The following is a 22,934-nucleotide window of genomic DNA, read 5'->3' as shown; positions in this document are numbered from 1 at the left end:
ATGCCCGAGGACACCCATCGTGCTCCGCACCCCACGCCCCCGTCGCCGGCACCGCCCACTGGCGCTGCTGACAGTGCTCGCCCTCGCCGCCTGCGGCACACCGCCCGAGCTGCGTACGCCGCCCGCCGTCGCCACCCCCGTGCCGGTCCCGTCGGCGTCCGCCACGCCCACCGCGAGCCCTGCACCGGCCGCGTCGGTCACGCCGTCCGCCCCAGCGCTCTCCCCGTCCACGCCGGCGGCGGCGACGCCGTGCCGGGGCCGGCCGTCCGGCGACCGGATCGTCGCGCTGCTGCGCGGGTCCGCCGGAGTGCTGCCCCGCGACGTCCGGGTCACAGTGGCCACCGGTCCGCTCTGCGCCGAGGGCTGGCAGTACACCGTGCTGGCGGTCACCGGACACGAGGAGCTGCAGGTCGTGACCCGGGGCGAGACCGGCACGCCGAAGCTGGTGACGGCCGGGACGGACGTGTGCGGCGTCGAGGTGTGGACCCTCGCGCCGCCCGGCATCCGTACCCTGGCCTGCGACGGCAGGCCGGGTGCGTAGGCTGGTCGGCATGCCGGGAACACCGCCGACCCGCTTCGTCTACCTGGGCCCCGAGGGCACCTTCGCCGAGCAGGCCCTGCGTACAGTGCCCGCCGCCGAACGCGGGGAGCGCACGCCGGCCCGCAGCGTCGGCGAGGCGCTCGACGCGGTACGCGCCGGCGAGGCGGACGCGGCTCTGGTGCCGCTGGAGAACTCCATCGGCGGCGCGGTCGGAGTGACGCTCGACGAGCTGGCCGAGGGCGACCCGTTGGTGATCACCCGGGAGGTCGTCCTGCCGGTGGAGTTCGTGCTCGCCGCCCGGGCGGGCACCACGCTCGCCGACGTGCGCGGCGTGGCCGCCCACCCGCAGGCGTCCACCCAGTGCCGGGGCTGGCTGCGCGAGCACCTGCCCGACGCCACAGTCGTCGACGTGCTCTCCAACGGCGCCGCCGCGGCCGGCGCGGCGAGCGGCGAGTACGACGCCGCCATCTGCGCCCCGATCGGCGCGACCCGGCACCGGCTCGCCGTCCTCGCCGACAAGATCGCCGACCACCCGGACGCGGTGACCCGTTTCGCGCTGGTGTCCCGCCCGGGGCCGCCTCCGCCGCCGACCGGTGACGACCTCACCTCGCTGGCCGTCTACATCGCCCACGACCGGGTCGGCGCGCTGCTGGCGGTGCTCATGGAGCTGGCGGTGCGGGGCGTGAACATGACCCGTATCGAGTCCCGCCCCACCGGTGAGGCGCTCGGCCGGTACGTGTTCTTCCTGGACTGTGCCGGGCACGTCGCCGACGTACGCTTGGGCGAGGCGTTGCAGGGGCTGCGCCGGGTCTGCGCCGACGTGCGGTTCCTGGGGTCGTACCCCCGGCACCGCTGGAACGCGGCGGCGGGTGACCGGCCCGCGCCGGCGCCGAACGGGCCCTCCGACCTCGACTACGCCGACGCGGCGGCCTGGGTGGCCCGGCTGCGGGCCGGCGAGCTGAGCTGACCGGCCCGGGGCGACCCCGAGGGGCGCCCCGGGCACCGGGCCGTCACTGCAGCAGGCCGCCGAGCACGCCGCCCTGCTGCTGGGAGCCGCTGCCGGCCACCGGAGGCTCCTCCGAGGGCTGGACCACGACGAAGCCCTGACCGGCGAAGCTCATCGTGAACGCCTCACCGGTGCTGCGGCCGAGCAGCGTGCCGAGCCCGAGCTGCTCGGCGCGGTGGTAGCCGACCTGGAGGTTCGCCGACCAGCAGACCGCCGCCTGCGGGTCCACGTACGTCGGCGCGTCCACGTTGAGCACCACAGGGGTGCCCTTGGTGGTGATGGCGATCCGGCCGTGCCCGGTGAAGACGCAGTTGAACAGGCCGGAGGAGGAGGCGAAACCGGCGCCGCCGACCATCTTGATGTCGTACTGCAGGGTCGAGTCGAAGGCCAGCACGCTGGAGCCGTTGATGGACAGCGCGTCGCCCGGCTCCAGGTCGATGATGTGCACGTCCTTGGCGAAGTCGGCGAGGAACACGTCGCCGCGCCCGGACACCTTCATCAGCGGCACGCCCTCACCGGTGAGGCGCTGCTTGATGAACTTGCCGATGCCGCCGGAGCCGAGGGCCTGGAACTGCACCTGGCCCTGGTACGCGACCATCGAGCCGACGCGGGCCATCGCCTCGCCGTTCAGCTCGATCTTCAGCATCTTGGCGTTCTGCAACCGCATGCCCGGCTGCTGGGACTCCTTCTCGAGGTTCTCCGCGGAGAACAGCGCGCTGCGCATCGGTTTTCCTCCTGGGTCAGGGTGTGCCTGACCACGGAGATTAGGGGACCGGCGCAACCGTCGGGATCAGCCGGGCGGAGGCACGCCGCGACCGGTCAGCCCCAGCCGAGGGCGTGCAGACGCTCGTCGTCGATGCCGAAGTGGTGGGCGATCTCGTGCACCACTGTCACCGCGACCTCGTCGACGACGTCGTCGTCCGTGTCGCAGATCGCCAGGATCGGATTGCGGTAGATCAGGATGCGGTCGGGCAGCACGCCGGAGTAGTCCCAGCCGCGATCGGTGAGCGCGTGCCCCTCGTACAGGCCGAGCAGGTCCTCGCCCGGCGGCGGGTCGTCCTCGACCAGGATGACCACGTTGCTCATGAGCCCGAGCAGTTCCTCGGGCACCTCGTCGAGCGCCTCGCCGACCAGTTCCTCGAACCGGTCCCGGCTCATCTCCACGGCCACGCGGCGCGGTCACTCCCCCAGAGTCGGCACGTCGCACGGCGAGGGCGGCCCGCAGGACACCCTCGCCGTGCCGTACGTGATGGTCAGGCCAGGCGGGCGTTCAGCGTGATCTGCGCGCCCGGCGACAGCAGCCGGGAGATCGGGCAGTTCTCCTTGGCCGCCTCGGCCAGCTTGGTGAACTCGGCCTGGTCGATGCCCGGAACCTGGCCGACGGTCTCCAGGTCGATGCGGGTCACGGTCATGCCGGCGTCGGTCTTGTCGAAGTGCACCTTGGCGGTGGTCTCCACCGCCGTCTCCTGGGCGCCGGCGTCGGCGAGCTGCTTGGAGAGCGCCATCGAGAAGCAGCCGGCGTGCGCGGCGCCGATCAGCTCCTCGGGGTTGGTGCCCTCGCCCTCCTCGAAGCGCGACTTGAAGGAGTAGTTGCCGGACAGGCCGCCCTTGCCGGTGCGGACGGTGCCGGACCCCTCGGTGAGGTTGCCCTGCCAGCGAGCGGATGCGGTACGGATAGGCATGGCACGACGCTAACCGAAAGCGGGCCGCGTCGCACCGCACCTCCGGACGACGATCCGGGCCGGCGGGTGTGTGCTGTGCCATGATTCGACGCAGGCCCGCGTACGGGAAGGGTGGCCATGTCACAGGATCTCCCGGTCCCCCGGCAGGAGAAGCGGATCCCCTTGCGGGACGACCGGTCCGAGGACACCACTGTCGTCGAGTGGGGTGACGCCGAGCCGGAGTCCCCCGGCCGGGCCGGACGCACACTCGCCGCGCTGGGCCGGGATCGCCGTCTGCCGACGGTGCTCGCCGGACTCGCCACGGTGGCCGCGATCGCGTCGCTGATCGGCGAGTGGCTGATCATCACGGTGCCGGCCGAGGCCCGGGACGACGACGCGCCCACCCGGCTGACCAGTGGCATCTCCGAGATCGGCGGGTTCGGGGTGGCGTACCTGGTGGGCCTGCTCGGGCTGTCCGTGGCGCTGGCTCTGGCGCTGCGCGGCGCCCCGGCGGTCCGTCGGCACGCCGCGCTCGCAGGGCTGGGCCTCTCGGCGGGCGTGCTCGGCGTGCTGGTCGCGACCGCCGCGTCCCTCCAGCAGCTGGCCCGGCGCATCCTGTTCTTCGTCGGGGACCAGCGCCTCGACGTGGAGCACGGGCGCGGCCTGGCCACCGCGTTCCTCGCCGTCGCGCTGCTGGCCGCCGCGCTGCACCTGGCCGGCCGACCGGCCGGGGACGCGCCCGTGGAGGACGAGGAGTCGGACGACGACCGGCCCGACGACCGACCCGCCCGGCGGAGCCGGGCCGGCGCGGACGACCTGCCTCCGGCGCCCGCGGACCTGACGGTGCAGCCCACGGTGCCGTTCGCGGACCCCGACCGGTCCCGCTGACGCAGCGCCGGAACCGCCTCCGCCGGCCACCGCGGGGCCGTCGCGGCTTCGTCTCCGATTCGCCGGAAAGCCGTGGTTGCCGCCCGTTCCGCGAGATACGGTTGCTGCCCGCCGTCCCATGGTCGCGGCACCGAGGACCTGGTCGGCCGGCGTGACGGCGGCGGGCGAAGGAGGAACCATGACCCGCCCGGGACTGCCCAAGCTGATCGCCACCGACCTCGACGGCACGCTCGTCCGCAGCGACGAGACCGTCTCGGCGTACACCCATCGGGTGCTGGACCGGGTGCGGTCCGCCGGGATTCCGGTGGTCGGCGCGACCGGCCGCGGACCGCGCCTGACCGAACTCACCCGCAACGACATTCGGGCCGCCGACTTCCTGGTGATGGCCGGCGGCGGCCGGGTGGTGGATCAGAGCGACCCGGAAGGGCCGCTGGTGCTGCGCGACGAGCGGCTGCCCGGCGAGGTGCTGGCCCGGATCCTCACCGACCTGGAGGCGGTGGTCGGTCCGCTGACGGTGATGGTGGAGGCGTCGGACGAGCACGACGCGCCGCTGTGGGGCGACTACCACCCGAGCTGGCCCTACCCGGACCGGTTCGAGGCGCGCAGCCGGATGGAGTGCCTGTCCTGCGACGTGATCAAGGCGTTCGCCCGGACCGCCGACCACCACGTCGACGAGCTGCTGGCGGCGGCGCGGGCGGTCGTGCCGCCGGAGGTGGCCACGCTCACCCAGGCCGGGCTCGGCTTCGTCGAGATCTGCCCGCCCCGCACCGACAAGGCCAGCGGCCTGAGCGTGATCGCCGAACGGCTCGGCGTCGACCCGGCCGACGTGCTGGTCTTCGGCGACCAGCCGAACGACCTGCCGATGTTCGACTGGGCCGGATGGGCGCGGGTGGCGGTGGCGAACGCCCACCCGGAGGTACGCGCCGCGGCGGACGAGATCACCTTGCGCAACGACGACGACGGGGTGGCCGTCTACCTGGACCGACTACTGTCCCGGTGATGCAGGAAACCCCTCGCCTCGTCGCCAGCGACATCGACGGCACGTTGCTGCGCGACGACCGGACGCTCAGCCCGCGTACCGCCGACGTGCTGGCCCGCATCTCGGCCGCCGGCACGCCGGTGGTCCTGGTCACCGGCCGTCCGATCCGCTGGCTCGCCATGGTGTACGAGCAGCTCGCCGAGCCGCTTCCGGCGATCTGCGCGAACGGCGCGGTGGTCTACGACCCGGTAACCGACGAGGTGCTGCGGGCCGACCCGCTCGCCCCGGAGCTGCTGGCCGAGGTGGCCCGGCGGCTGCGCGCCGAGGTGCCCGGGGTGAGCCTGGCGGTGGAGATCGTGGACAGCCGTCAGATGCGGCACGAGGCGCACTACCCGCTGCGCTGGGACGCCGACCTCGACGCGATCCGGGCGATCGAGTCGCCCGAGGAGCTGCTTGCCGTGCCCGCGGTGAAGCTGCTGGCGCGGGCGGGTGAGCAGGACCCGGACGTGTTCGTGCAGGTGGTGGCGGGCGCGCTGGAGGGGCTGGCCGAGGCGACCCACTCGTCGTACAGCGGGCTGATCGAGATCTCGGCCGCAGGCGTGACGAAGGCGGCCGGGCTGGCCTGGTACGCGGAGCGGCTGGGCGTCGACGAGCGGGACGTGCTGGCGTTCGGCGACATGCCCAACGACGTGCCGATGCTGGCCTGGGCCGGACGCGCGGTGGCGGTCGCCAACGCCCACCCGGCGGTGCGGGAGATCGCGCACGAGGTCACCGGGCCGAACACCGAGGACGGCGTGGCGGCGTACCTGGAGAAGGTCTTCGGGGTGGACTGAGCGGCCGGGGCGCGTGCGGCGCGCCCCGGCCGGCAGGTCACAGGTACTGGCCGGGCGCGTGGCCCTCGCCGCCGGCGCCGGGCATGCCGGGCATGCCCGGAATCACGCCGCCGGGGCCGCTGGGCAGCGCCTGACGGCCCGAGCGCATCTGCTCCAGCTGGACGCGGGCGGCCATCTGCTGGGCCACCAGCGCGGCCTGGATGCCGTGGAACAGGCCCTCCAGCCAGCCCACCAGCTGGGCGTGCGCGATCCGCAGCTCGCCCTCGCTCGGCGTCTGCTGCTCGGTGAACGGCAGCGAGATCCGCTCCAGCTCTTCGCGCAGCTCGGGCGCGAGGCCCTCCTTCAGCTCCACGATCGAGCGCTCGTGGATCTCCCGCATCCGGTTCCGGCTGGCGTCGTCGAGCGGCGCCGCCTTCACCTCCTCCAGCAGCTGCTTGATCATGCTGCCGATCCGCATCACCTTGGCCGGCTGCTCGACCAGGCGGGTCGGGTCCTCGCCCGCGCCCTCCTCGGTCTGCACCGTGCCGACCGGGCGGCCGTCCGGCCCGACCACCACCACGGTGCCGGGGATGCCATCGTTGCCCTGCTCGTCGTCCCGTCCGGAATGCGCTTCGGTCATGGCACCCATCTTTACCCACGCCGACCATGTGCACGCGGCCGGACCGGGGGGCGCTACCGTCGCCGCATGCTCTCCGACCCGCGTGAGGTGCTGACCCGCCCGTCCCCGCCGCCGGACGCGACAGTCGCCTACGGCGACCACCCGGACCAGCTCGCCGACCTGCGCCGGCCCGCCGGCGACGGGCCGCCCCGGCCGCTCGTCGTCGTGGTGCACGGCGGTTTCTGGCGAGCCGAGTACGACAGGGCCCACACCGGCCCGATGGCGGCGGCGCTGGCCGCGCTCGGCTACCCGGTCGCGCAGATCGAGTACCGCCGGACCGGCCGACCGGGCGGCGGCTGGCCGCACACGCTGACCGACGTCCGCTCCGGGGTCGCCGCGCTGCCCGGCCTGGCCGCCGCGGCGCTGCCCGGCCGGGTGGCGTCCGTACCGCCGATCCTGATCGGCCATTCCGCGGGCGGACACCTGGCCCTGTACGTGGCCGCGCACGCCCCGCAGACGGTCGCCGGGGTGCTCGCGCTGGCGCCGGTGGCCGACCTCGCCGAGGCGTACCGGCTGGACCTGGACGGCGGGGCGGTGGCCGCGCTGCTCGGCGGCTCTCCGGAGGACGTGCCGGACCGGTACGCGGACGCGGATCCGTCGAAATTCGTACCCGCATCAACACGTACCGTAGTTATTCACGGCGAACTGGATGCGCAGGTTCCCGTTTCGATCAGCCGATCCTGGGTGGCCGCCGACCGGGCCGCCGGGGGCACTTCCACGCTGATTGAGCTGCCCGAATGCGAGCATTTCGGGCTGATCGACCCGGACTCCACCGCCTGGCCCCGGGTGACGCAGGCGTTGCGGTCGTTTCACGATGATCTTCAAGGCATTGACGCAGCGTCGCCGACCAGGTAGAACGCCGAAGGGGTGTGCACCATAGCCACCCCGTCGGGAAGGAAATCGGTGGCACAGATGAACCGCAGGCGGGCCCTGCAACTGCTGGCCGCGCTGGGTACCACCGGACTGGCGGCGGGTTGCGGCTCCGCGGAGGACGACACCGGGGAGCAGTCCGGGTCCGGCAGCCCGATCAAAGTCGGGCTGATCGTGCCCGGCAGCGGGGCGAACAAGGCCATCGGCGACGAGATCACCAACGGCTTCCAGCTCTACCTCCGCCTGCGCGGCCAGCAGATCGCCGGCCACCCGGTCACGCTGGTGCCCGCCGAGGAGGGCACCACCGCCGCATCCGGCAAGGCCGCCGTGGAGCGGCTGCTCAAGGAGGGCGTGCTCGCGCTCACCGGCGTGGTCAGCCCGGCCGTCATGACCGGCATCAAGGACTCGGTCGAGCAGGCCCGGGTGCCGTTGATCGGCTCCAACGCGTCGCCCTCGACGCTCCAGGGCGTCGTCTACATCTGGCGCACGTCATACGTGCTGACCGAGCCCGGCGAGGCGCTCGGGGAGTACCTGCGCCAGAAGCTGGACGCGTCCAGCCGCATCGCCATCTTCGGCACCCGCGGCCAGGGCAGCGAGGACGTCTTCGAAGGGCTGCGGCGCGCGTACGAGCGCGGTCGCCGGCTCACCGAGGAGCCGATCTTCACCGACGACTCCGACAACCCCACGCGAGAGCTGTACGCCGGGCCGATCCGCAAGGCGCTGGGGCGGAAGCCGGACGCGATCTTCTGCCACTACTCGGGCACCCAGGCCGTCCAGTTCGTCAAGCAGCTCTACGCCCAGGGCTACCGGGGGCCGATCTACGCCCCCGGGTTCCTCACCGAGGGCACCGCGCTGGACCAGCTCGACGACGGCGAGAAGGGCCGCGACCGCAAGCTGATCGAGGCGAACGGCCTCGAAACCGCGCTCAACTACTCGGCCGACCTGAACAACACCGCGAACCGGATCTTCGCCTCGGCGTACCGGAAGACGTTCAACTCCGCGCCGACCACGTACGCGATGGCCTCCTACGACGCCGCGCTGGTGCTGGACAAGGCGATCCGGCTGGCCGGGGCGAACCCGTCCCCGCAGCAGGTCAACCTGGCGCTGGGCAAGATCGGCCAGGTGGACAGCCCGCGCGGAACCTGGCAGTTCAACCAGACCCGCACCCCGCAGCAGAAGTGGTACCTGCGCCGGGTGCAGACCGACGGCCGGCTGCTGTCCAACATCGTGATCAACGAGCTGGCCACGCTGGGCTGACCGGCTCCCGCACGCGCCGAAGGGCGGTCTCCCCACCGGGAGGCCGCCCTTCGCGCCGAGGCGTGGCTCAGTGCCGCAGTTCGGCGATGCAGCACTTCACGCTGCCACCGCCCTTCTTCAGCTCGGCCAGCTCCACCGGGACCGGGTGGTAGCCGGCCGCCTTCAACTTGCCGGCCAGCCGCGTCGCCTCGTTGTTCAGCACCACGTTGAGCCCGTCGCTGACCAGGTTGAGCCCGAACGCCAGCGCGTCCTCGTCGTCGGCGACGATCGCGTCCGGGAACAACTGGGCCAGCACCCTCTGGCTGGCGTGGGAGAAGGCGCCCGGGTAGTAGACGATGTTCTCGTCGTCGATCGAGGCGAGCGCCACGTCCAGGTGGTAGAAGCGCGGGTCGACCAGGTGCAGCGAGACCACCGGTCGCCCGAGCGCCTCCTGCGCCTCGGCGTGCGCCGCCGGTTCGGTCCGGAAGCCGTACCCGGCGAGGACCAGGCCACCGTGGGCCTCCGGCAGGTACGCGAAGTCGCCCTCGCCCTCGTTGGTCTCGTTCGGGGCGATGAACCGCCAGCCCTGCTCCTCGTAGAACGCCCGGTGCGCGGCGGCCTCGGCGGTCCGCTGCTCGTGCTTGAACCGGGCGCCGTAGACCGTGCCGTCGACCACGAACGCGCCGTTCGCGGCGTAGACCATGTCCGGCAGCCCCGCCTCGGGGGTGAGCAGGTGCACGTCGTGGCCGAGCCCGACGAGCGTCTCGCGCAGCCGGTCCCACTGCTTGACCGCCAGGTCGGCGTCGACCGCCGTGGTCACGTCCATCCACGGATTGATCGCGTACTCGACCGTGAAGTGCTCGGGCGAGCACATGAGATATGTCCGCTTTCGCGAGACTCGCTGCTGGTTCACGGTCACCAAGAGTAGGTACGGTACAACTTTGGTAACAGCCACAAGCATTGCTTCCCGGGAGCAGAACGTTGCAGATAGACGCGGTAGACCAGCGAATCATTGCGTTGCTCGTGGCAGATGCCCGCGCCTCGTACGCGGACATCGGCACCCGGGTGTCACTCTCCGCCCCCGCCGTCAAGCGACGGGTCGACCGACTCCGATCCGCCGGGGTGATCCGGGGGTTCACCGCCGTCGTCGACCCGGCCGCGGTCGGCTGGACCACCGAGGCGTTCGTCGAGCTGTTCTGCGCCGGCCGGACCACCCCGGCACAGATCGGCGCCGCCGCCCGGCGGCACCCCGAGGTGGTCGGCGCGTACACCGTCTCCGGCGAGGCGGACGCGCTCGTGCACCTGCGCGCCGCGGACATCTCGCACCTGGAGGAAGCGCTCGAACGGCTGCGCGCCGAATCGTTCGTCACCTCGTCCCGCAGCACCATCGTGCTCTCCCGGCTGGTCGAGTCCCCCGGCGTCGGGCCGTCCACGCCTTGACCTCAACCTCGCTTCATGTCGTGCACTGACACGGTGACCGGCGAGACGCGAGGGGGCGGTATGCGTGCGGTGTGGCTACGGGAGTTCGGCGGACCTGAGGTGCTCGTGCCCGGCACGGCACCCGACCCGGCGCCCGGACCGGGCCAGGTGCTCGTCGACGTGGCACACGCGAACATCACGTTCGTCGAGACGATGTTCCGGGCCACCGGCTTCGGGCCGTTCGGCGCCGAACTGCCACTGATCCCCGGCAACGGCGTCGGCGGCACGATCACCGAACTGGGAGCGGGCGTCGATCAGGCGCTCGCCGGGCGCGTCGTGGTCACCGCCACCGGCGGCACCGGCGGGTACGCCGAGCGCGTCGTGGTCGACCAGGGCGCTCCTGTCCCCGTACCCCCGGGGTTGGCGCTGGACGCGGCGGTGGCGCTGATGGCTGACGGCCGGACCGCCCTCATGCTCGCCCGTGCGGCCGGGCTGCGGCAGGGCGACCGCGTCCTGGTCGAGGCGGCCGCCGGCGGCGTCGGATCGCTGCTCACGCAGCTGGCGGCGGCGTCCGGGGCGACGGTGGTGGCCGCCGCCGGTGGCCCGGCGAAGGTCGCCACGCTCGTTGCCGCCCGGCACGACGTGGTGGTCGACTACCGGCAGCCCGGCTGGACCGACCGGGTCCGGGACGCCGTCGGCGCCGTCGACGTGGTGTTCGACGGCGTGGGCGGACCGCTCGCCCGGGAGGCGTTCGACCTGCTCGACCCGGGCGGGCGGATGCTCAGCTTCGGCCTGGCCAGCGGCGCCTGGGCGGACATCCCGGCCGAGTCGGCCGCCGCACGCGGCGTGACGCTGCTTCGGCCCCGGCCCGGCCCGGACGAACTGCGCGCCCTCACCGAGGCCGCGCTCGCCGAGGGCGCGGCCGGACGGCTGCGCCCACTGATCGGCCGGCGCTTCCCGCTGGAACGGGCCGCCGAGGCGCACGCCGCGATCGAGGCCCGGGAAACGATGGGCAAGACCCTGCTCGACGTGCGCTGACCCGGACGGCTCAGAGGTACATGCCGGTGCGGTGCTCCTCGCTGCGGGCCGGCTTGTCGCCCTCGCCGAAGAAACGCTTACCGCCGAACTCGCCGTGCAGCCGGTCGTCCAACTCGTCGGCCAGCCCGGTCATCACCTGCACCGCCAGCATCAGGTGGGTGGCCTGGAAGTTGCGGCCGAAGACCGGGATCGACGCCCACACCGTGTCGTCGGCGCAGTAGAGCCGCCCGATCGGCATCCGGTTGGTCAGCTCGGAAAGCTTCACGTAGAGGCGCTCCGTCGGCTCCACCTCGGTCAGCACCGGCGAGAAGACGTCCACGAGCGGCGGGTTGTCGCGGACCCGGACGAACACCATCGCCGAGCCGGCCCGGATGTTGATGTCACCGTCCGAGTCGACCTGGAGCTGATCGGAGGTCGACTTCAGCATCGTCGACACGACCGTGCGCACCCGCTCCGCGAGCGCCAGCACGTCGTTCTCGTCCGCCTGGGCGGTCGCCGCCGCAGCCAGCGCCTCGTCCAGGTCGGCCTCGACGTCCCGGTCCGGGCCGAACTCGCTGCGGGCGGTGCCGAGCGGTTCCACCGGCAGCGGCTCACCCTCGACGTCGTGCACCAGGTAGACGAGGAAGGCAGGGTGCGGGGCGCCGTAGACGTCACGCAGGGTCCGGGAGAGCACGGCGGCCAGCCGGGTGGACTCGTCGGCACCGCAGTCCAGGCCGAACTGCTCGCCCGAGCCCGGCACCACGCCCGGGGGCGACCAGCCGAGCGCGACCATGTCGGCCACCGCCGCCCGGTCCAGCCGGTAGCCCTGCGGCAGCGTGGCGTTGCCGACCGCCCGCGCCGAGAGGCGACCCTCCTCGCCCGCGTCCACGCTGACCGAGTAGACGGCGTCCCCGGTGCCGGAGGCGGTCGGATCGAGTGTCACCTCCAGGTGACCACCGGCGGGCAGGACGCGTAACCGCTCGGCGAGCGCCCGGGCGAACTCACGCCAGGCCTCGGTGACCTTCGCGCGCAGGTCAGCCGTGGTCGGTTCGTCGAGCAGAATCGACTCATGATGCTCCGGCGCGCCGCCGGTGGCGTGGTGCGCCGACGTGGCGCCGGTGGCGTGATGCTCCGGCGCGGCGCCGGCAGGCTTGTCGACCGGCGCCGAGGGGTGGTCTGCCGTCATGATCGCCTCCGTCCGTTCCCGCCACCCTACCCACGCGCGGCGGCCGCCGAATCAAGCCCGAGGCGCTATTCCGCGGGCGTGGACCCACCCAGATCCACCGGCCAGGAGCCGGCCAGCGCGCTGAGCCGCTCGGCCGCCGCCGCCGGGTCCGCGCCGCGCCCCACCGCCAACCCCAGCAGGTACGCGGTGACCGGCGCACCCGGCCGGACCACCTGATGCGCCACGTCCCGGGCCACGTCCAGCACCATCGGCACCGGCACCCCGGCCGGGTCCAGGTCCAACTCGGCGCAGACCGCCGTGACCCAGTCGTCCAGGACCGTCATCTCGACCACTCCTCCGCCCGGCGTACGTCCTCGTCAGTGTCGCAGTCGAACCAGGGCGGCGGACCCGAGCCGGACCAGGACACCTCGCGTACGGCGACACCGGTCAGCAACCCGCGTACCGGCGCCCCGTCGAGCGTGCCGCCCCGCGTCGCGGCGAGCCGGTCGAGGGCGGTCCGCAGGGCCGGCAGCCGCCACACCGCGCAGAGCTGCTGGCGGCGGCCGTCGCCGTCCACGTAACAGGCGAGCGCGGCGGTCGGTTCGTCCGGGGTAAGCGCTGGTTCCCGCTCGGTGGTCGGGTGGTGTTCCCGGTCGGCGGCCGGGTCGTGTTCCCGCTCGATGGCTGAGGCGTGCGACATCGTGTGGGCTGGAGCGTCGAGCGCGCGCTGCAGCTCGGTCACGGCGAAGATCGGCTCGCCGAGCGCGGGTGTCTGCTCGGCAGCCGGGTCGTGCGACTGCTGGGTGGCCGGGTCGTGCGACTGCTCGGCGGCTGGGGCGTGCGGCCGCTCGGTGGCTGGGGCGTGCGACTGCCCGGCAGATGGGGCGTGCGGCTGCTCGGTGGCTGGGGCGTCGAGCGCGCGCCGCAGCTCGGTCACCGCGGCGGCGGTGAGCAGCGGGAGATCGGCGGCAAGCAGGGCGACTGTCGTCGTACCCGGGTCGAGCAGCGCCAGCCCGGCCGCTGTGGCAGCCACCGGCCCGCCCCCGGGCGGATCCTCATGTGTGGTCCGAACCCCGTCGGGCAGCGGACCGGACGGGCCGACCACGATCCGCTGGTCCGCATCGGCCACCGCGGCCAGTACCCGGTGCAGCATCGACCGGCCGCCGACCGGGCGAGCGGGCTTGTCCACGCCGCCCATCCGCCGGGCCGCGCCACCGGCGAGGACCACCGCCGCGTACCCCGTCACCGCCTCACCCTATCCACGGCCACGATCGCCGCATCCCGGCTCGGACCGAGGACTCGGGCATGTGCCCGGCTGTTCTGGCGGTTTTCCGACGTTGATCAACTCCTTTTCGGCGAAGTGGTGGCATCCAGGGCCCTCCGATACCGCCACTTCGGCGATCTGGTGTCGATCATCACGGTCCAGGTCGGGCCAGGTCGGGCCAGGTCGGGCCAGGCCAGGTGAAGGCCAGGCCAGGAGCGGGGGTGAGGTGCGGGCGGCGGAGGGCCCGGGGAGGATGGCGGCATGGGACGGGCGACAGACCGGCGAAGCGTGCTGCGGATCGACCTCGACGCGACAGGCGACGGCCGGGGCCGGGGCCGGGTCCGTCGCCAGGACACCCTGGCGGCGGAGGAGCCGTTGGAGATCCGCGTGGGCGCGGCCGGGCCGGGTCGGCGTCGGCCGCTCGCGGTGACGATGCGCACCCCGGGCGACGATCTGGACCTGGCGATCGGCTTCCTGCTCACCGAAGGGCTGATCCGCTCGGCAGAGGACGTGCACACCGCTCAGCTCTGTGCCGGTACGGAGACCCCGAACACCTACAACGTGGTCGACGTGGTGCTCACTCCCGGTGTTCCCGAGCCGGTCACCGATCCGTCGCGCAACTTCTACACCACCAGTTCGTGCGGCGTGTGCGGCAAGGCCAGCATCGAGTCGGTGCGTACCCGCTCGCGGTTCGCCGTCCAGGACGACCCGCTGACGGTCACCGCCGAACTGCTGGCCGCGCTGCCGGATCGGCTGCGGGCCGCACAGCGCACCTTCGACCGCACCGGCGGCCTGCACGCGGCCGGCCTCTTCACCGCAGACGGGGAGATGGTGGTGCTCCGGGAGGACGTCGGCCGGCACAACGCGGTGGACAAGGTGATTGGCTGGGCCACCCGGGAGGGGCGGTTGCCGCTGGCCGGGCACGTGCTGCTGGTCTCCGGGCGGGCCAGTTTCGAACTCACCCAGAAGGCGTGGATGGCGGGTGTTCCGCTGCTCGCCGCGGTGTCCGCGCCCAGCACGCTCGCCGTCGAACTGGCCGAGGAGGCCGGGATGACGCTTGTCGGCTTCCTGCGCGGGCCGACAATGAACGTCTACACCGGGGCGGCGCGGATCGGCGGCTGACGGCTCAGCGTCGTGGGCGGCGACGGCGACGGCGCAGCACCGAGCCGCCGTCGGAGCCGGACCACCCGTCCAGCTCGGACGGGGCCACCCCACGCCGAAGCGCCTCGTCGAGCAGCACCGCCAGCGAATAGCCGGGGTGGGCGGACAGCACCCGTTCCAGGGCTACCGCGGCCAGCGCCCCGTGCCCGCAGCGCCACGCGGAGAAGGCGAGCAGGCAGCCCGGCGCGGCGATCAGGTCCGGCTCGGCGCGCCGCGTCACGTCGGTCCAGAGGCTGATGTCCGCGTCCCGGCCGTCGGTCCGGGACCAGGCGTGATCACGTACCGGAATGTGGGTGAGCAGCACGGTCAGCCAGGCCACCTCGTCGTCGTTCAGCCGCTCGCCACGCCGATGCCGGCGGAACGCGGCCCGCACCGCCGCCGTGCCCGCAGTGCGCACCGCACGTGGGAAATTCCCCGGACCGGAACCGTCGGCCAGCCCATCGCCGTCCCCCGGACCGGAACCGTCGGCCCGCCCCTCACCGTCCCCCGGCACGGAACTGCCACCCACCGCACCGCCACCCGACCCGAAGCCGACCGCCGGACCGCCAGCCGACCCGAAGCCGACCGCCGGACCGTCAGCCGACCCGAAACGGTCCACCGGACCCCCACCCGGCCCGAAGCCGACCACCGGACCCTCACCCGGCCCGAAGCCGACCACCGGAGCCGCACTCGGCCCGAAGCGGTCCGCCGATCCGTTGCCGGCCGGTGCGGGGCCGTCAACCGGCTCCGGGCCGTCGTGTCCCGGGCTGCCGCCGGACTGCGAGGACGTCCCGCCGGTGAGCGCGGCCAGGCGCAGGCGGGCCCTGCTGGTGGCCCGGCGCATGGCGAGGCGTACCGGCCCGTCGACCGGGGACACCTGCGCGGCCAGCGCGGCCCGGTCGGGCAGGGCGACCTGACCGGCGAACACGGCCGCGGCGCTGACCTGGCTGGCGGCGGGGTCGTACGGGGTCCCCTCGTGCGGGCAGCAGGACGGCTCGGCGCAGAGGTAGGACCACCAGCGGCCGTCGGTGACCCGCAGGGCGTCGAGCACGATCAGCCCGGCAGCGGTCAGCGCGTCGCCGATCGCGTCCACGACGCCGGTCACCCGGGCGGCCGGACCGTAGCCGACGACAGTGGCGGCGTCGGCGTCCTGCCGGGCCACCACCTGTGCGAGGTGCCGGGCCGCCGGGCCGGGGTCGGCGCCGGGCGCGGGCAGGTCTCCCCGGGCGGCGAAGACGACGCGCCGGCCGCGTACCGCGACCACCACGACGCTGTCGGCCGGGTGGAAGCCGAGCAGGTAGGGCACGGCCGCGACCATGTCGGCCGGGGAGCGGACTGAGAGGCGGGGTTGCTCGGTGGAGTTCATGCCGGGAGCGTGGGCGTTCGCAGGTGCCACTGTCCGCCCCTGTGGACGACACGCGCTCCGTCCACAGATACGGAGCGTATCGGTCCAGGTCAGCGGCGATCCGTGGCGTCACTCGCCCCACGGTTGTCCGGGGTACCCGCTACCTTGCGCTCATGGACCTGGCGTACCTGCGGGCACACCCGGAGCACCTGCCGACCTTCTTGACCCACCAGCGGATCCGGGAGACCCCGGTCTCCGGCGGCGAAATCTGCGCCGCCTCCCGGCTCACGCTGGACGACGGGCACTCCGTGTTCGCCAAGACGTGGCCGGAGCGTGCGGCGCGTCCGCTGCCGGAGGGCTTCTTCGCCACCGAGGCGGCCGGGCTGCGCTGGCTGCGCGAGGCGGGTTCGGTGCCGGTGCCGGATGTGCTCGTCGCGCTGCCCGACCTGCTGGCGCTCGACTGGGTGGAGCCGGGCGAGCCGACGCCGGAGGCAGCGGAGGCGTTCGGGCGTGACCTGGCCGGGCTGCACCGGGCCGGTGCGCCGGCGTTCGGCGCGGACTGGCCCGGGTTCATCGGCGCGCTGCCGCAGGACAACACACCCGACCCCGGTCCCTGGCCGGACTGGTTCGCCCGGCGCCGCCTCCTGCCTTACCTACGCATGTCGGTCGACAACGGCGCGCTCGACGGGTCCGGGGCGGCGCTGGTCGAGCAGGTCGTGGCCCGGATCGGCGAGTTCGGCGGCGACGAGCCGCCGGCCCGGCTGCACGGCGATCTCTGGCCCGGCAATCTGCTCTGGGGCGCCGACGGCCGGGTCTGGCTGGTCGACCCGGCCGCGCACGGCGGCCACCGCGAGACCGACCTGGCGCACCTCGCCCTTTTCGGCGGCCCACCGCATCTGGACCGCGTGATGGCCGCCTACCGGGAGGCGTGGCCGCCGGCCGACGGCTGGCGGGAACGGGTGCCCCTGCATCAGCTGCACCTGCTGCTCGTGCACACCGCGATCTTCGGCGCGGCGTACGCGAACGCGGTGGCCGCCGCGGCTCGGGACACCCTCCGGGGCGTCGAGCGCGCTACGGTCGACGGATGAGCGCCCCCCGGACGACGGCCGACGGCGTCCTCGCCGACCGGTACGGCCGCGTTGCCCGGGACCTGCGGGTCTCGCTGACCGACAAGTGCAACCTGCGCTGCACCTACTGCATGCCGGCCGAGGGCCTGCCCTGGCTGTCCGGTCCGCAACTGCTCAGCGACGACGAGATCGTCCGGCTGGTGGGTGTCGCGGTGACCCGGCTCGGCATCACCGAGGTGCGCTTCACCGGCGGTGAGCCGCTCATCCGGCCGGGTCTGCCCGGCATCGTGGCGGCGGTGGCCGCGCTCACGCCCCGGCCGCGCATCTCGCTCACCACGAACGGCATCGGCCTGGCCCGCATGGCGTCGGCGCTGCGCGAGGCCGGGCTGGACCGCGTCAACGTCTCCCTCGACACGCTGGACCGGGACCGCTTCACCGCGCTGACCCGGCGCGACCGGCTCGCCGACGTGCTCGCCGGGCTGGCCGCGGCGGCGGACGCCGGGCTGACCCCAGTAAAGATCAACTCGGTGCTCATGCGGGGCACGAACGACGACGAGGCGCCGGAGCTGCTGCGCTTCGCGCTCGAGCACGGCTACGAACTGCGGTTCATCGAGCAGATGCCGCTCGACGCGCAGCACGGCTGGGACCGCTCGACGATGGTCACCGCCGACGAGATCCTGGCCTCCCTGCACGCCGCGTTCGCGCTGACGCCGGACCCGTCCGAGCGGGGCGCCGCCCCGGCCGAGACGTGGCTGGTGGACGGCGGGCCGGCCCGGGTCGGGGTGATCGCCAGCGTGACCCGGCCGTTCTGCGGCGACTGCGACCGCACCCGGCTCACCGCCGACGGCCAGGTCCGCAACTGCCTCTTCGCCACCGAGGAGTCGGATCTGCGCGGCGCGTTGCGCGACGGCGCCGACGACGAGGAGCTGGCCCGCCGCTGGCGCGCCGCCATGTGGGCCAAGCGGGCCGGTCACGGCATCGACGACCCGACTTTCCTCCAGCCCGCGCGCTCGATGTCGGCGATCGGAGGCTGAGGATGGAGCTGACGGTCCGCTATTTCGCCGGTGCCCGCGCGGCGGCCGGACGATCCGAGGAAACCGCATCCGCGGGCCGGTCTCTGGACGAACTCCTCGATGACCTGACCGCCCGCCACGGCGAACGCCTCGCCGTGGTGCTGAAGGCGGCGAGTTTCCTGGTCGACGGCGTCGCCTGTCATGATCGACGGACACCGTTGCCGGCCGGGGTGACGGTGGACGTGCTGCCGCCCTTCGCGGGCGGCTGAGGGGGGCACACGTGCTGGCCATGGCAACATTCCTGGGCTTCGTCGTGCTCGTGATCGCCCTGATCCACTTCTACCTGTGGAAGCGGCTGGTCCGGGACACCACGCGCCCGGGCCGGTGGCGGCGGGCCGGCGGGGTGGCGATAGTGGCGCTGGCGGTGCTCGTGCCGGTGACCCTGGCCGGCACCCGCAACGGCTGGTACTGGCTGGCCTGGCCCGGTTACCTCTGGGTCGCGCTCATGTTCTACCTGCTGGTGATCCTGCTGGTGCTCGAAGTGCCCACCGCTGTGGTCCGGCTGGTGCTGCGCCGCCGCGCCCGCTCGGCGGTCGCCGCCGGCCCCGAACCCGAGCCGGCGCTCGTCGGCGCGGCAACCGCGGAAGGCGGGACGCCGCCGCCGGTCGACACCACCGACGCGCCGGCCGCCGGCACCGACGCGCCGGACCACGATCCCTCGCGGCGGCTGCTGCTCGCGCGCGGTGCGGCGATCTTCGCCGGGCTGACCGCCGCCGGCGTCACCGGGTACGGCGTCCGCACCGCCATCGGTCCTCCGCAGCTCGACCGGGTGCAGATCCCGCTGGCCAAGCTGCCCCGCAGCATGGACGGGCTGCGCATCGCCACCGTCTCCGACATCCACCTCGGGCCGCTGCGCGGGCGGGCGCACACCGAGCGGATCGTCGCGATGATCAACCGGATGGACGCCGACCTGGTCGCCGTGGTCGGTGACCTGGTCGACGGCACGGTTGCCGAGCTGGGCGAGGCCGCCGAGCCGCTGCGCGACCTGCGGTCCCGGTACGGCAGCTTCTTCGTCACCGGTAACCACGAGTACTACTCGGGCGTGGAGGAGTGGGTCCGCGAGGTGGACCGGCTCGGCCTGCGGGTGCTGCAGAACGAGCGGCAGGAGATCCAGGCCCGGGGCGGCGTGCTGGACCTGGCCGGGGTGAACGACGTGAGCGCAGCCGGCACCGGGGTGGCCGCCCCCGCGGACTACGCCGCCGCGCTCGGCGACCGCGACCCGAGCCGGCCGGTGGTGCTGCTCGCCCATCAGCCGGTGGCCGCGCAGGAGGCCGCGAAGTTCGGCGTCGACCTCCAGCTCTCGGGGCACACGCACGGCGGCCAGATGGTGCCGTTCAACCTGGCGGTCAAGCTCGAACAGCCGGTGGTCTCCGGTCTCGGCGAGGTGGACGGCACGAAGGTCTACGTCACGAACGGCGCCGGTTTCTGGGGCCCGCCGGTCCGGGTGGGCGCGCCGCCTCAGGTGACGCTCGTGGAGTTGCGCGCCTCATAGCGCGCACGGGCCTCCGAGTCCAGCACCGCATTGCTCAGGTCACCCGTACGCGTGGCGACGGGCGGGCGGGGGACCGGACGTGACAGGATGCGGCGTGCCTCCGTTCAGCGCCGCACCCCCCGGTGGCGTACCGCCGTACGTCGCGGATCTGCACATCCACTCGAAGTACTCCCGCGCGTGCAGCCGCGACCTGACCCTGCCGAACCTGGCCTGGTGGGCCCGGCGCAAGGGCATCGGAGTGCTCGGCACCGGTGACTTCACGCATCCCGCCTGGTACGACCACCTGCGCGAGACGCTGCACCCGGCCGAGCCCGGCCTGTACCGGCTCGCGCCCGAGGCGGAGCGGGACGTCGCCCGGCGGCTGCCGCCCCGGCTGGCGAGCGAGGCGGAGGCGGACCCGGTCCGGTACATGCTCAGCGTGGAGATCTCCACGATCTACAAGCGGGACGACCGCACGCGCAAGGTGCACCACCTGATCTACCTGCCGGACCTGGACGCGGTGGGGCGGTTCAACACCGCGCTGGGCCGGATCGGCAACCTCGGCTCGGACGGGCGGCCGATCCTCGGGCTGGACTCCCGCGACCTGCTGGAGATCACGCTGGAGGCGAGCCCGGACGGCTATCTGGTGCCGGCGCACATCTGGACGCCCTGGTTCTCCGCGCTGGGCTCGAAGTCGGGCTTCGACGCGATCGCCGACTGCTACGCGGACCTGGCCGAGCACATCTTCGCGGTGGAGACCGGCCTGTCGTCCGACCCGGCGATGAACTGGCGGGTCGGCAGCCTGGACCGCTACCAGCTGGTGTCCAACTCGGACGCGCACTCGCCGCCGGCCCTGGCCCGGGAGGCCACGGTCCTGACCGCCGCCCGTGACTATTTCGCCATCCGTGAGGCGCTGCGCACCGGGGACGGGCTCGCCGGGACCGTCGAGTTCTTCCCGGAGGAGGGCAAGTACCACGCCGACGGGCACCGGCTGTGCGGCGTGAACTGGTCGCCGCAGCGGACCCGGGAGGCGGGCGGACGCTGCCCGGAGTGCGGCAAGCCACTGACGGTGGGCGTGCTCAGCCGGGTCGAGGAGCTGGCGGACCGGCCGGAGGGGCACCGTCCGGCGCACGCGCGCGAGGTGACCCACCTGGTGCCGCTGGCGGAGATCCTGGGCGAGCTGAACCGGGTGGGCGCGCGGTCGAAGAAGGTCGAGGGCAAGCTCAACGAGCTGATCGCCGCGCTCGGCCCGGAGCTGGAGATCCTCACGCGTACCCCGGTCGAGGAGATCGGCCGCGTCGGTGGCGAGCTGCTCGCGGAGGGCATCGGCCGGCTGCGTCGCGGCGACGTGCGCCGCGTGCCGGGCTACGACGGGGAGTACGGCGTGATCACGCTGTTCGACCCGGCGGAGCTGGGCGGTCCGGGTGCCGGGGCGGGGCAGGAGACGCTGTTCGACGTACCCGTGCCCGCGCAGCGGCGGCCCGCGGAGCCGGCGCCGAAGCCGAAGGCCAAGCGCCCGGCGGCGGCCCGGCCGGAGCCGAAGCGGACGCCGCCGCCCGCGCCTCCGATCGCGCCGCCGCCGTCCCCGCACGAGCCGTTCGAGCCGATGCTCGCCGGGATGGAGGAGGTCGGCACCGGTCTGCTGGACCGGCTGGACGCGATGCAGCGGGTGGCCGCGTCCGCGCCCGGTGGCCCGCTGCTCATCGTGGCCGGTCCGGGCACCGGGAAGACCCGCACGCTCACGCACCGGATCGCGTATCTGTGCGCGGAGCTGAACGTCTTCCCGGACCAGTGCCTGGCGATCACGTTCACCCGCCGGGCGGCCGAGGAGCTGCGGCACCGGCTGGACGGGCTACTCGGGCCGGTCGCCGAGGACGTCACTGTGGGTACGTTCCACTCGCTGGGCCTGACCGTGCTGCGGGAGAACGCGGCGGCGGCCGGGCTGCCGGCGGACTTCCGGATCGCCGACGACGCGGACCGGTCGGCGGCGCGTGCCGAGGCCGGTGACGACGACGAGCGGTACACGGCGTTGCTGCGCAAGCGGGACCTGGTCGACCTGGACGAGTTGCTGACGCTGCCGGTGGCGCTGCTCAAGGGGGACCGGAAGCTGGTCCGGGAGTACCGCGAGCGGTGGAAGTGGATCTTCGTCGACGAGTACCAGGACGTCGACGCGGTGCAGTACGACCTGCTGCGGCTGCTCAGCCCGCCGGACGGCAACCTGTGCGCGATCGGCGACCCGGACCAGGCGATCTACTCGTTCCGGGGCGCGGACGTGGGGTATTTCCTGCGCTTCTCGCAGGACTTCACCGACGCCCGGCTGGTGCGGCTGAACCGCAACTACCGCTCCTCGGCGCCGATCCTGGCCGCCGCCGTGCAGGCCATCGCGCCGTCGTCGCTGGTGCGGGGCCGTCGCCTCGACCCGGCCCGGCTCGATCCGGAGGCGCCGCTGGTCGGCCGGTACGCGGCGAGTTCCGCCTACGACGAGGCCGACTTCGTGGTCCGCACCGTGGACGAGCTGGTCGGTGGCCTGTCCCACCGTTCGCTGGACTCGGGGCGGATCGACGGGCGGACCACGTCGCTGTCCTTCTCCGACATCGCGGTGCTGTACCGCACGGACGCGCAGGCCGCGCCGATCGTGGACGCGCTGGCCCGGGCGAACATCCCGGTGCAGAAGCGCTCGCACGACCGGCTGCGTGACCGTCCCGGCGTGCCGGCCATCGCCCGCGAGCTGCGTCACGCCGGTCTGGACGGTTCGCTCGCCGCCCGGGTACGTCAGGCCGGGCAGATCCTGGCCGAGCGCTTCGCCGTGCCGACGCTCGACGGCTCCGGCGCGGTACGCCCCGAGGACGTCCGCACGGCGGTGGACCTGCTCGCCCCGCTGGCCCGGCGTTGCGACGACGACCTGGAGCTGTTCCTCAATCAGCTCGCCACCGGCGCGGAGGTGGACGCGCTGGACCCGCGCGCCGAGGCGGTCACGCTGCTGACGCTGCACGCCGCGAAGGGCCTGGAGTTCCCGGTGGTGTTCCTGGTCGGCGCCGAGGACGGGCTGCTGCCGCTGCGCTGGCCCGGGAGCGAGCCGGACGACGACGCGGTGGCCGAGGAGCGGCGGTTGTTCTTCGTCGGGCTGACCCGGGCGCAGGACCGGCTGTACGTCAGCCACTCGGGCCGGCGGGCCCGGCACGGCGCGGAACGCGACACCCGACCGTCACCGTTCCTCGACGTGATCGACCCGGCGTTGTTCGAGCGCCTGGACGCGACCGAGCCCCGCCGTCCGAAGGACCACCAGCTCCGGCTGATCTGA

Annotated in this window: 24 protein-coding genes; 15 read left to right on the top strand and 9 right to left on the bottom strand. The window is 73.6% G+C overall.

Going from position 1 to position 22,934, the window contains the following annotated elements:
* Window positions 1-19 precede the first annotated feature (19 nt).
* Both ACSDG8_RS17715 and pheA read left to right on the top strand, forming a co-directional pair.
* Window positions 20-541, top strand: coding sequence for a hypothetical protein (locus tag ACSDG8_RS17715; protein WP_307856242.1), 522 nt, complete (start codon window positions 20-22; stop codon window positions 539-541).
* Window positions 542-551: 10 nt separating this feature from the next.
* Window positions 552-1,508: a prephenate dehydratase gene (gene pheA, locus ACSDG8_RS17710; RefSeq protein WP_210895356.1), complete on the top strand. Its 957-nt coding sequence runs from the start codon at window positions 552-554 to the stop codon at window positions 1,506-1,508.
* Window positions 1,509-1,551: 43 nt separating this feature from the next.
* Here the strand turns inward: pheA and ACSDG8_RS17705 are convergent, their stop codons facing one another.
* From ACSDG8_RS17705 to ACSDG8_RS17695, 3 genes are all read right to left on the bottom strand, one after another.
* Entirely contained in the window at window positions 1,552-2,271 is a 720-nt protein-coding gene (locus tag ACSDG8_RS17705) for an AIM24 family protein (RefSeq protein WP_210895355.1), read from the bottom strand.
* Between the two features lie 95 nt (window positions 2,272-2,366).
* Window positions 2,367-2,711 (bottom strand): metallopeptidase family protein, encoded by a 345-nt coding sequence (locus ACSDG8_RS17700; protein ID WP_210895476.1) that lies wholly within the window; start codon window positions 2,709-2,711, stop codon window positions 2,367-2,369.
* A gap of 89 nt (window positions 2,712-2,800) precedes the next feature.
* A complete protein-coding gene (locus tag ACSDG8_RS17695; RefSeq protein WP_013289315.1) occupies window positions 2,801-3,229 on the bottom strand; it encodes an OsmC family protein in 429 nt (142 codons plus the stop codon).
* Between the two features lie 117 nt (window positions 3,230-3,346).
* Here ACSDG8_RS17695 and ACSDG8_RS17690 point away from each other — a divergent pair, with 117 nt between their 5' ends.
* From ACSDG8_RS17690 to ACSDG8_RS17680, 3 genes are all read left to right on the top strand, one after another.
* Window positions 3,347-4,096, top strand: a complete 750-nt coding sequence (locus ACSDG8_RS17690) for a hypothetical protein (RefSeq protein ID WP_439427061.1) — start codon at window positions 3,347-3,349, stop codon at window positions 4,094-4,096.
* 178 nt (window positions 4,097-4,274) lie between these two features.
* A complete protein-coding gene (locus tag ACSDG8_RS17685) occupies window positions 4,275-5,096 on the top strand; it encodes an HAD family hydrolase (protein ID WP_210895353.1) in 822 nt (273 codons plus the stop codon).
* A complete protein-coding gene (locus tag ACSDG8_RS17680) occupies window positions 5,096-5,908 on the top strand; it encodes an HAD family hydrolase (RefSeq protein ID WP_439427060.1) in 813 nt (270 codons plus the stop codon). The genes ACSDG8_RS17685 and ACSDG8_RS17680 overlap by 1 nt, the downstream gene beginning before the upstream one ends.
* A gap of 37 nt (window positions 5,909-5,945) precedes the next feature.
* Here ACSDG8_RS17680 and ACSDG8_RS17675 read toward each other — a convergent pair whose 3' ends face one another.
* Window positions 5,946-6,536, bottom strand: coding sequence for a bacterial proteasome activator family protein (locus ACSDG8_RS17675; protein ID WP_210895351.1), 591 nt, complete (start codon window positions 6,534-6,536; stop codon window positions 5,946-5,948).
* A gap of 57 nt (window positions 6,537-6,593) precedes the next feature.
* Here ACSDG8_RS17675 and ACSDG8_RS17670 point away from each other — a divergent pair, with 57 nt between their 5' ends.
* Both ACSDG8_RS17670 and ACSDG8_RS17665 read left to right on the top strand, forming a co-directional pair.
* Complete coding sequence (locus ACSDG8_RS17670; protein ID WP_210895350.1) at window positions 6,594-7,421, top strand: alpha/beta hydrolase family protein; 828 nt, start codon at window positions 6,594-6,596, stop codon at window positions 7,419-7,421.
* 48 nt (window positions 7,422-7,469) lie between these two features.
* Window positions 7,470-8,693: an ABC transporter substrate-binding protein gene (locus ACSDG8_RS17665; RefSeq protein WP_439427059.1), complete on the top strand. Its 1,224-nt coding sequence runs from the start codon at window positions 7,470-7,472 to the stop codon at window positions 8,691-8,693.
* 67 nt (window positions 8,694-8,760) lie between these two features.
* Here ACSDG8_RS17665 and ddaH read toward each other — a convergent pair whose 3' ends face one another.
* The gene (ddaH, locus tag ACSDG8_RS17660) at window positions 8,761-9,546 is read right to left on the bottom strand and encodes a dimethylargininase (protein WP_439427058.1); all 786 of its coding nucleotides are present in this window, start codon (window positions 9,544-9,546) and stop codon (window positions 8,761-8,763) included.
* Window positions 9,547-9,653: 107 nt separating this feature from the next.
* Between ddaH and ACSDG8_RS17655 the strand changes: the two genes are divergently transcribed.
* Together ACSDG8_RS17655 and ACSDG8_RS17650 are read left to right on the top strand one after the other, a co-directional pair.
* Window positions 9,654-10,112 carry an Lrp/AsnC family transcriptional regulator gene (locus ACSDG8_RS17655; protein WP_030499444.1) on the top strand — a complete coding sequence of 153 codons (459 nt, stop codon included), beginning with the start codon at window positions 9,654-9,656 and terminating at the stop codon, window positions 10,110-10,112.
* Between the two features lie 60 nt (window positions 10,113-10,172).
* A complete protein-coding gene (locus ACSDG8_RS17650; protein WP_210895347.1) occupies window positions 10,173-11,129 on the top strand; it encodes a zinc-binding dehydrogenase in 957 nt (318 codons plus the stop codon).
* A 10-nt stretch (window positions 11,130-11,139) separates the two neighbouring features.
* Here the strand turns inward: ACSDG8_RS17650 and ACSDG8_RS17645 are convergent, their stop codons facing one another.
* From ACSDG8_RS17645 to ACSDG8_RS17635, 3 genes are all read right to left on the bottom strand, one after another.
* The gene (locus ACSDG8_RS17645) at window positions 11,140-12,294 is read right to left on the bottom strand and encodes a T3SS (YopN, CesT) and YbjN peptide-binding chaperone 1 (protein WP_210895346.1); all 1,155 of its coding nucleotides are present in this window, start codon (window positions 12,292-12,294) and stop codon (window positions 11,140-11,142) included.
* Between the two features lie 65 nt (window positions 12,295-12,359).
* Window positions 12,360-12,617: a DUF6457 domain-containing protein gene (locus ACSDG8_RS17640; RefSeq protein WP_210895345.1), complete on the bottom strand. Its 258-nt coding sequence runs from the start codon at window positions 12,615-12,617 to the stop codon at window positions 12,360-12,362.
* Entirely contained in the window at window positions 12,614-13,471 is an 858-nt protein-coding gene (locus tag ACSDG8_RS17635) for an NTP transferase domain-containing protein (protein ID WP_247678774.1), read from the bottom strand. Before ACSDG8_RS17635 ends, ACSDG8_RS17640 begins: the two co-directional genes overlap by 4 nt.
* A 327-nt stretch (window positions 13,472-13,798) precedes the next feature.
* Here ACSDG8_RS17635 and fdhD point away from each other — a divergent pair, with 327 nt between their 5' ends.
* Window positions 13,799-14,659, top strand: coding sequence for a formate dehydrogenase accessory sulfurtransferase FdhD (gene fdhD / locus ACSDG8_RS17630; protein ID WP_439427057.1), 861 nt, complete (start codon window positions 13,799-13,801; stop codon window positions 14,657-14,659).
* 4 nt (window positions 14,660-14,663) lie between these two features.
* On the opposite strand, the gene ACSDG8_RS17625 is transcribed toward fdhD, so the two are convergent.
* On the bottom strand, window positions 14,664-16,043 hold the full coding sequence (locus tag ACSDG8_RS17625) for a DUF4192 domain-containing protein (RefSeq protein WP_439427056.1): 1,380 nt from the start codon (window positions 16,041-16,043) through the stop codon (window positions 14,664-14,666).
* A 152-nt stretch (window positions 16,044-16,195) separates the two neighbouring features.
* Here ACSDG8_RS17625 and ACSDG8_RS17620 point away from each other — a divergent pair, with 152 nt between their 5' ends.
* The 5 genes from ACSDG8_RS17620 to ACSDG8_RS17600 all read left to right on the top strand — a co-directional run bounded on the left by ACSDG8_RS17620 (window position 16,196) and on the right by ACSDG8_RS17600 (window position 22,934).
* A complete protein-coding gene (locus ACSDG8_RS17620; RefSeq protein ID WP_439427055.1) occupies window positions 16,196-17,110 on the top strand; it encodes a fructosamine kinase family protein in 915 nt (304 codons plus the stop codon).
* Window positions 17,107-18,123 (top strand): GTP 3',8-cyclase MoaA, encoded by a 1,017-nt coding sequence (gene moaA / locus ACSDG8_RS17615; protein ID WP_210895341.1) that lies wholly within the window; start codon window positions 17,107-17,109, stop codon window positions 18,121-18,123. The genes ACSDG8_RS17620 and moaA overlap by 4 nt, the downstream gene beginning before the upstream one ends.
* Before the next feature lie 2 nt (window positions 18,124-18,125).
* A complete protein-coding gene (locus ACSDG8_RS17610; protein WP_439427054.1) occupies window positions 18,126-18,371 on the top strand; it encodes a MoaD/ThiS family protein in 246 nt (81 codons plus the stop codon).
* Between the two features lie 20 nt (window positions 18,372-18,391).
* Complete coding sequence (locus ACSDG8_RS17605) at window positions 18,392-19,654, top strand: metallophosphoesterase (protein WP_439427053.1); 1,263 nt, start codon at window positions 18,392-18,394, stop codon at window positions 19,652-19,654.
* Between the two features lie 94 nt (window positions 19,655-19,748).
* Window positions 19,749-22,934, top strand: coding sequence for a UvrD-helicase domain-containing protein (locus tag ACSDG8_RS17600; protein ID WP_439427052.1), 3,186 nt, complete (start codon window positions 19,749-19,751; stop codon window positions 22,932-22,934).

Origin of the sequence: Micromonospora sp. LA-10 (assembly GCF_051853095.1) — a bacterium.
In the GTDB taxonomy this organism is placed as follows: domain Bacteria; phylum Actinomycetota; class Actinomycetes; order Mycobacteriales; family Micromonosporaceae; genus Micromonospora; species Micromonospora echinospora_A.
Note: the sequence above shows the minus strand (reverse complement) of the source record. Positions and strands in the feature narration are given on the sequence as shown.

Coding starts and splice junctions, on each gene's coding strand:
- ACSDG8_RS17705 (WP_210895355.1), bottom strand. CDS start 2,271: ATGCGCAGCGCGCTGTTCTCCGCGGAGAACCTCGAGAAGGAGTCCCAG.
- ACSDG8_RS17605 (WP_439427053.1), top strand. CDS start 18,392: ATGGCAACATTCCTGGGCTTCGTCGTGCTCGTGATCGCCCTGATCCAC.
- ddaH (WP_439427058.1), bottom strand. CDS start 9,546: ATGTGCTCGCCCGAGCACTTCACGGTCGAGTACGCGATCAATCCGTGG.
- ACSDG8_RS17620 (WP_439427055.1), top strand. CDS start 16,196: ATGGACCTGGCGTACCTGCGGGCACACCCGGAGCACCTGCCGACCTTC.
- ACSDG8_RS17685 (WP_210895353.1), top strand. CDS start 4,275: ATGACCCGCCCGGGACTGCCCAAGCTGATCGCCACCGACCTCGACGGC.
- moaA (WP_210895341.1), top strand. CDS start 17,107: ATGAGCGCCCCCCGGACGACGGCCGACGGCGTCCTCGCCGACCGGTAC.
- ACSDG8_RS17695 (WP_013289315.1), bottom strand. CDS start 3,229: ATGCCTATCCGTACCGCATCCGCTCGCTGGCAGGGCAACCTCACCGAG.
- ACSDG8_RS17650 (WP_210895347.1), top strand. CDS start 10,173: ATGCGTGCGGTGTGGCTACGGGAGTTCGGCGGACCTGAGGTGCTCGTG.
- ACSDG8_RS17635 (WP_247678774.1), bottom strand. CDS start 13,471: ATGGGCGGCGTGGACAAGCCCGCTCGCCCGGTCGGCGGCCGGTCGATG.
- fdhD (WP_439427057.1), top strand. CDS start 13,799: ATGGGACGGGCGACAGACCGGCGAAGCGTGCTGCGGATCGACCTCGAC.
- ACSDG8_RS17610 (WP_439427054.1), top strand. CDS start 18,126: ATGGAGCTGACGGTCCGCTATTTCGCCGGTGCCCGCGCGGCGGCCGGA.
- ACSDG8_RS17625 (WP_439427056.1), bottom strand. CDS start 16,043: ATGAACTCCACCGAGCAACCCCGCCTCTCAGTCCGCTCCCCGGCCGAC.
- ACSDG8_RS17680 (WP_439427060.1), top strand. CDS start 5,096: ATGCAGGAAACCCCTCGCCTCGTCGCCAGCGACATCGACGGCACGTTG.
- ACSDG8_RS17690 (WP_439427061.1), top strand. CDS start 3,347: ATGTCACAGGATCTCCCGGTCCCCCGGCAGGAGAAGCGGATCCCCTTG.
- ACSDG8_RS17675 (WP_210895351.1), bottom strand. CDS start 6,536: ATGGGTGCCATGACCGAAGCGCATTCCGGACGGGACGACGAGCAGGGC.
- ACSDG8_RS17640 (WP_210895345.1), bottom strand. CDS start 12,617: ATGACGGTCCTGGACGACTGGGTCACGGCGGTCTGCGCCGAGTTGGAC.
- pheA (WP_210895356.1), top strand. CDS start 552: ATGCCGGGAACACCGCCGACCCGCTTCGTCTACCTGGGCCCCGAGGGC.
- ACSDG8_RS17670 (WP_210895350.1), top strand. CDS start 6,594: ATGCTCTCCGACCCGCGTGAGGTGCTGACCCGCCCGTCCCCGCCGCCG.
- ACSDG8_RS17645 (WP_210895346.1), bottom strand. CDS start 12,294: ATGACGGCAGACCACCCCTCGGCGCCGGTCGACAAGCCTGCCGGCGCC.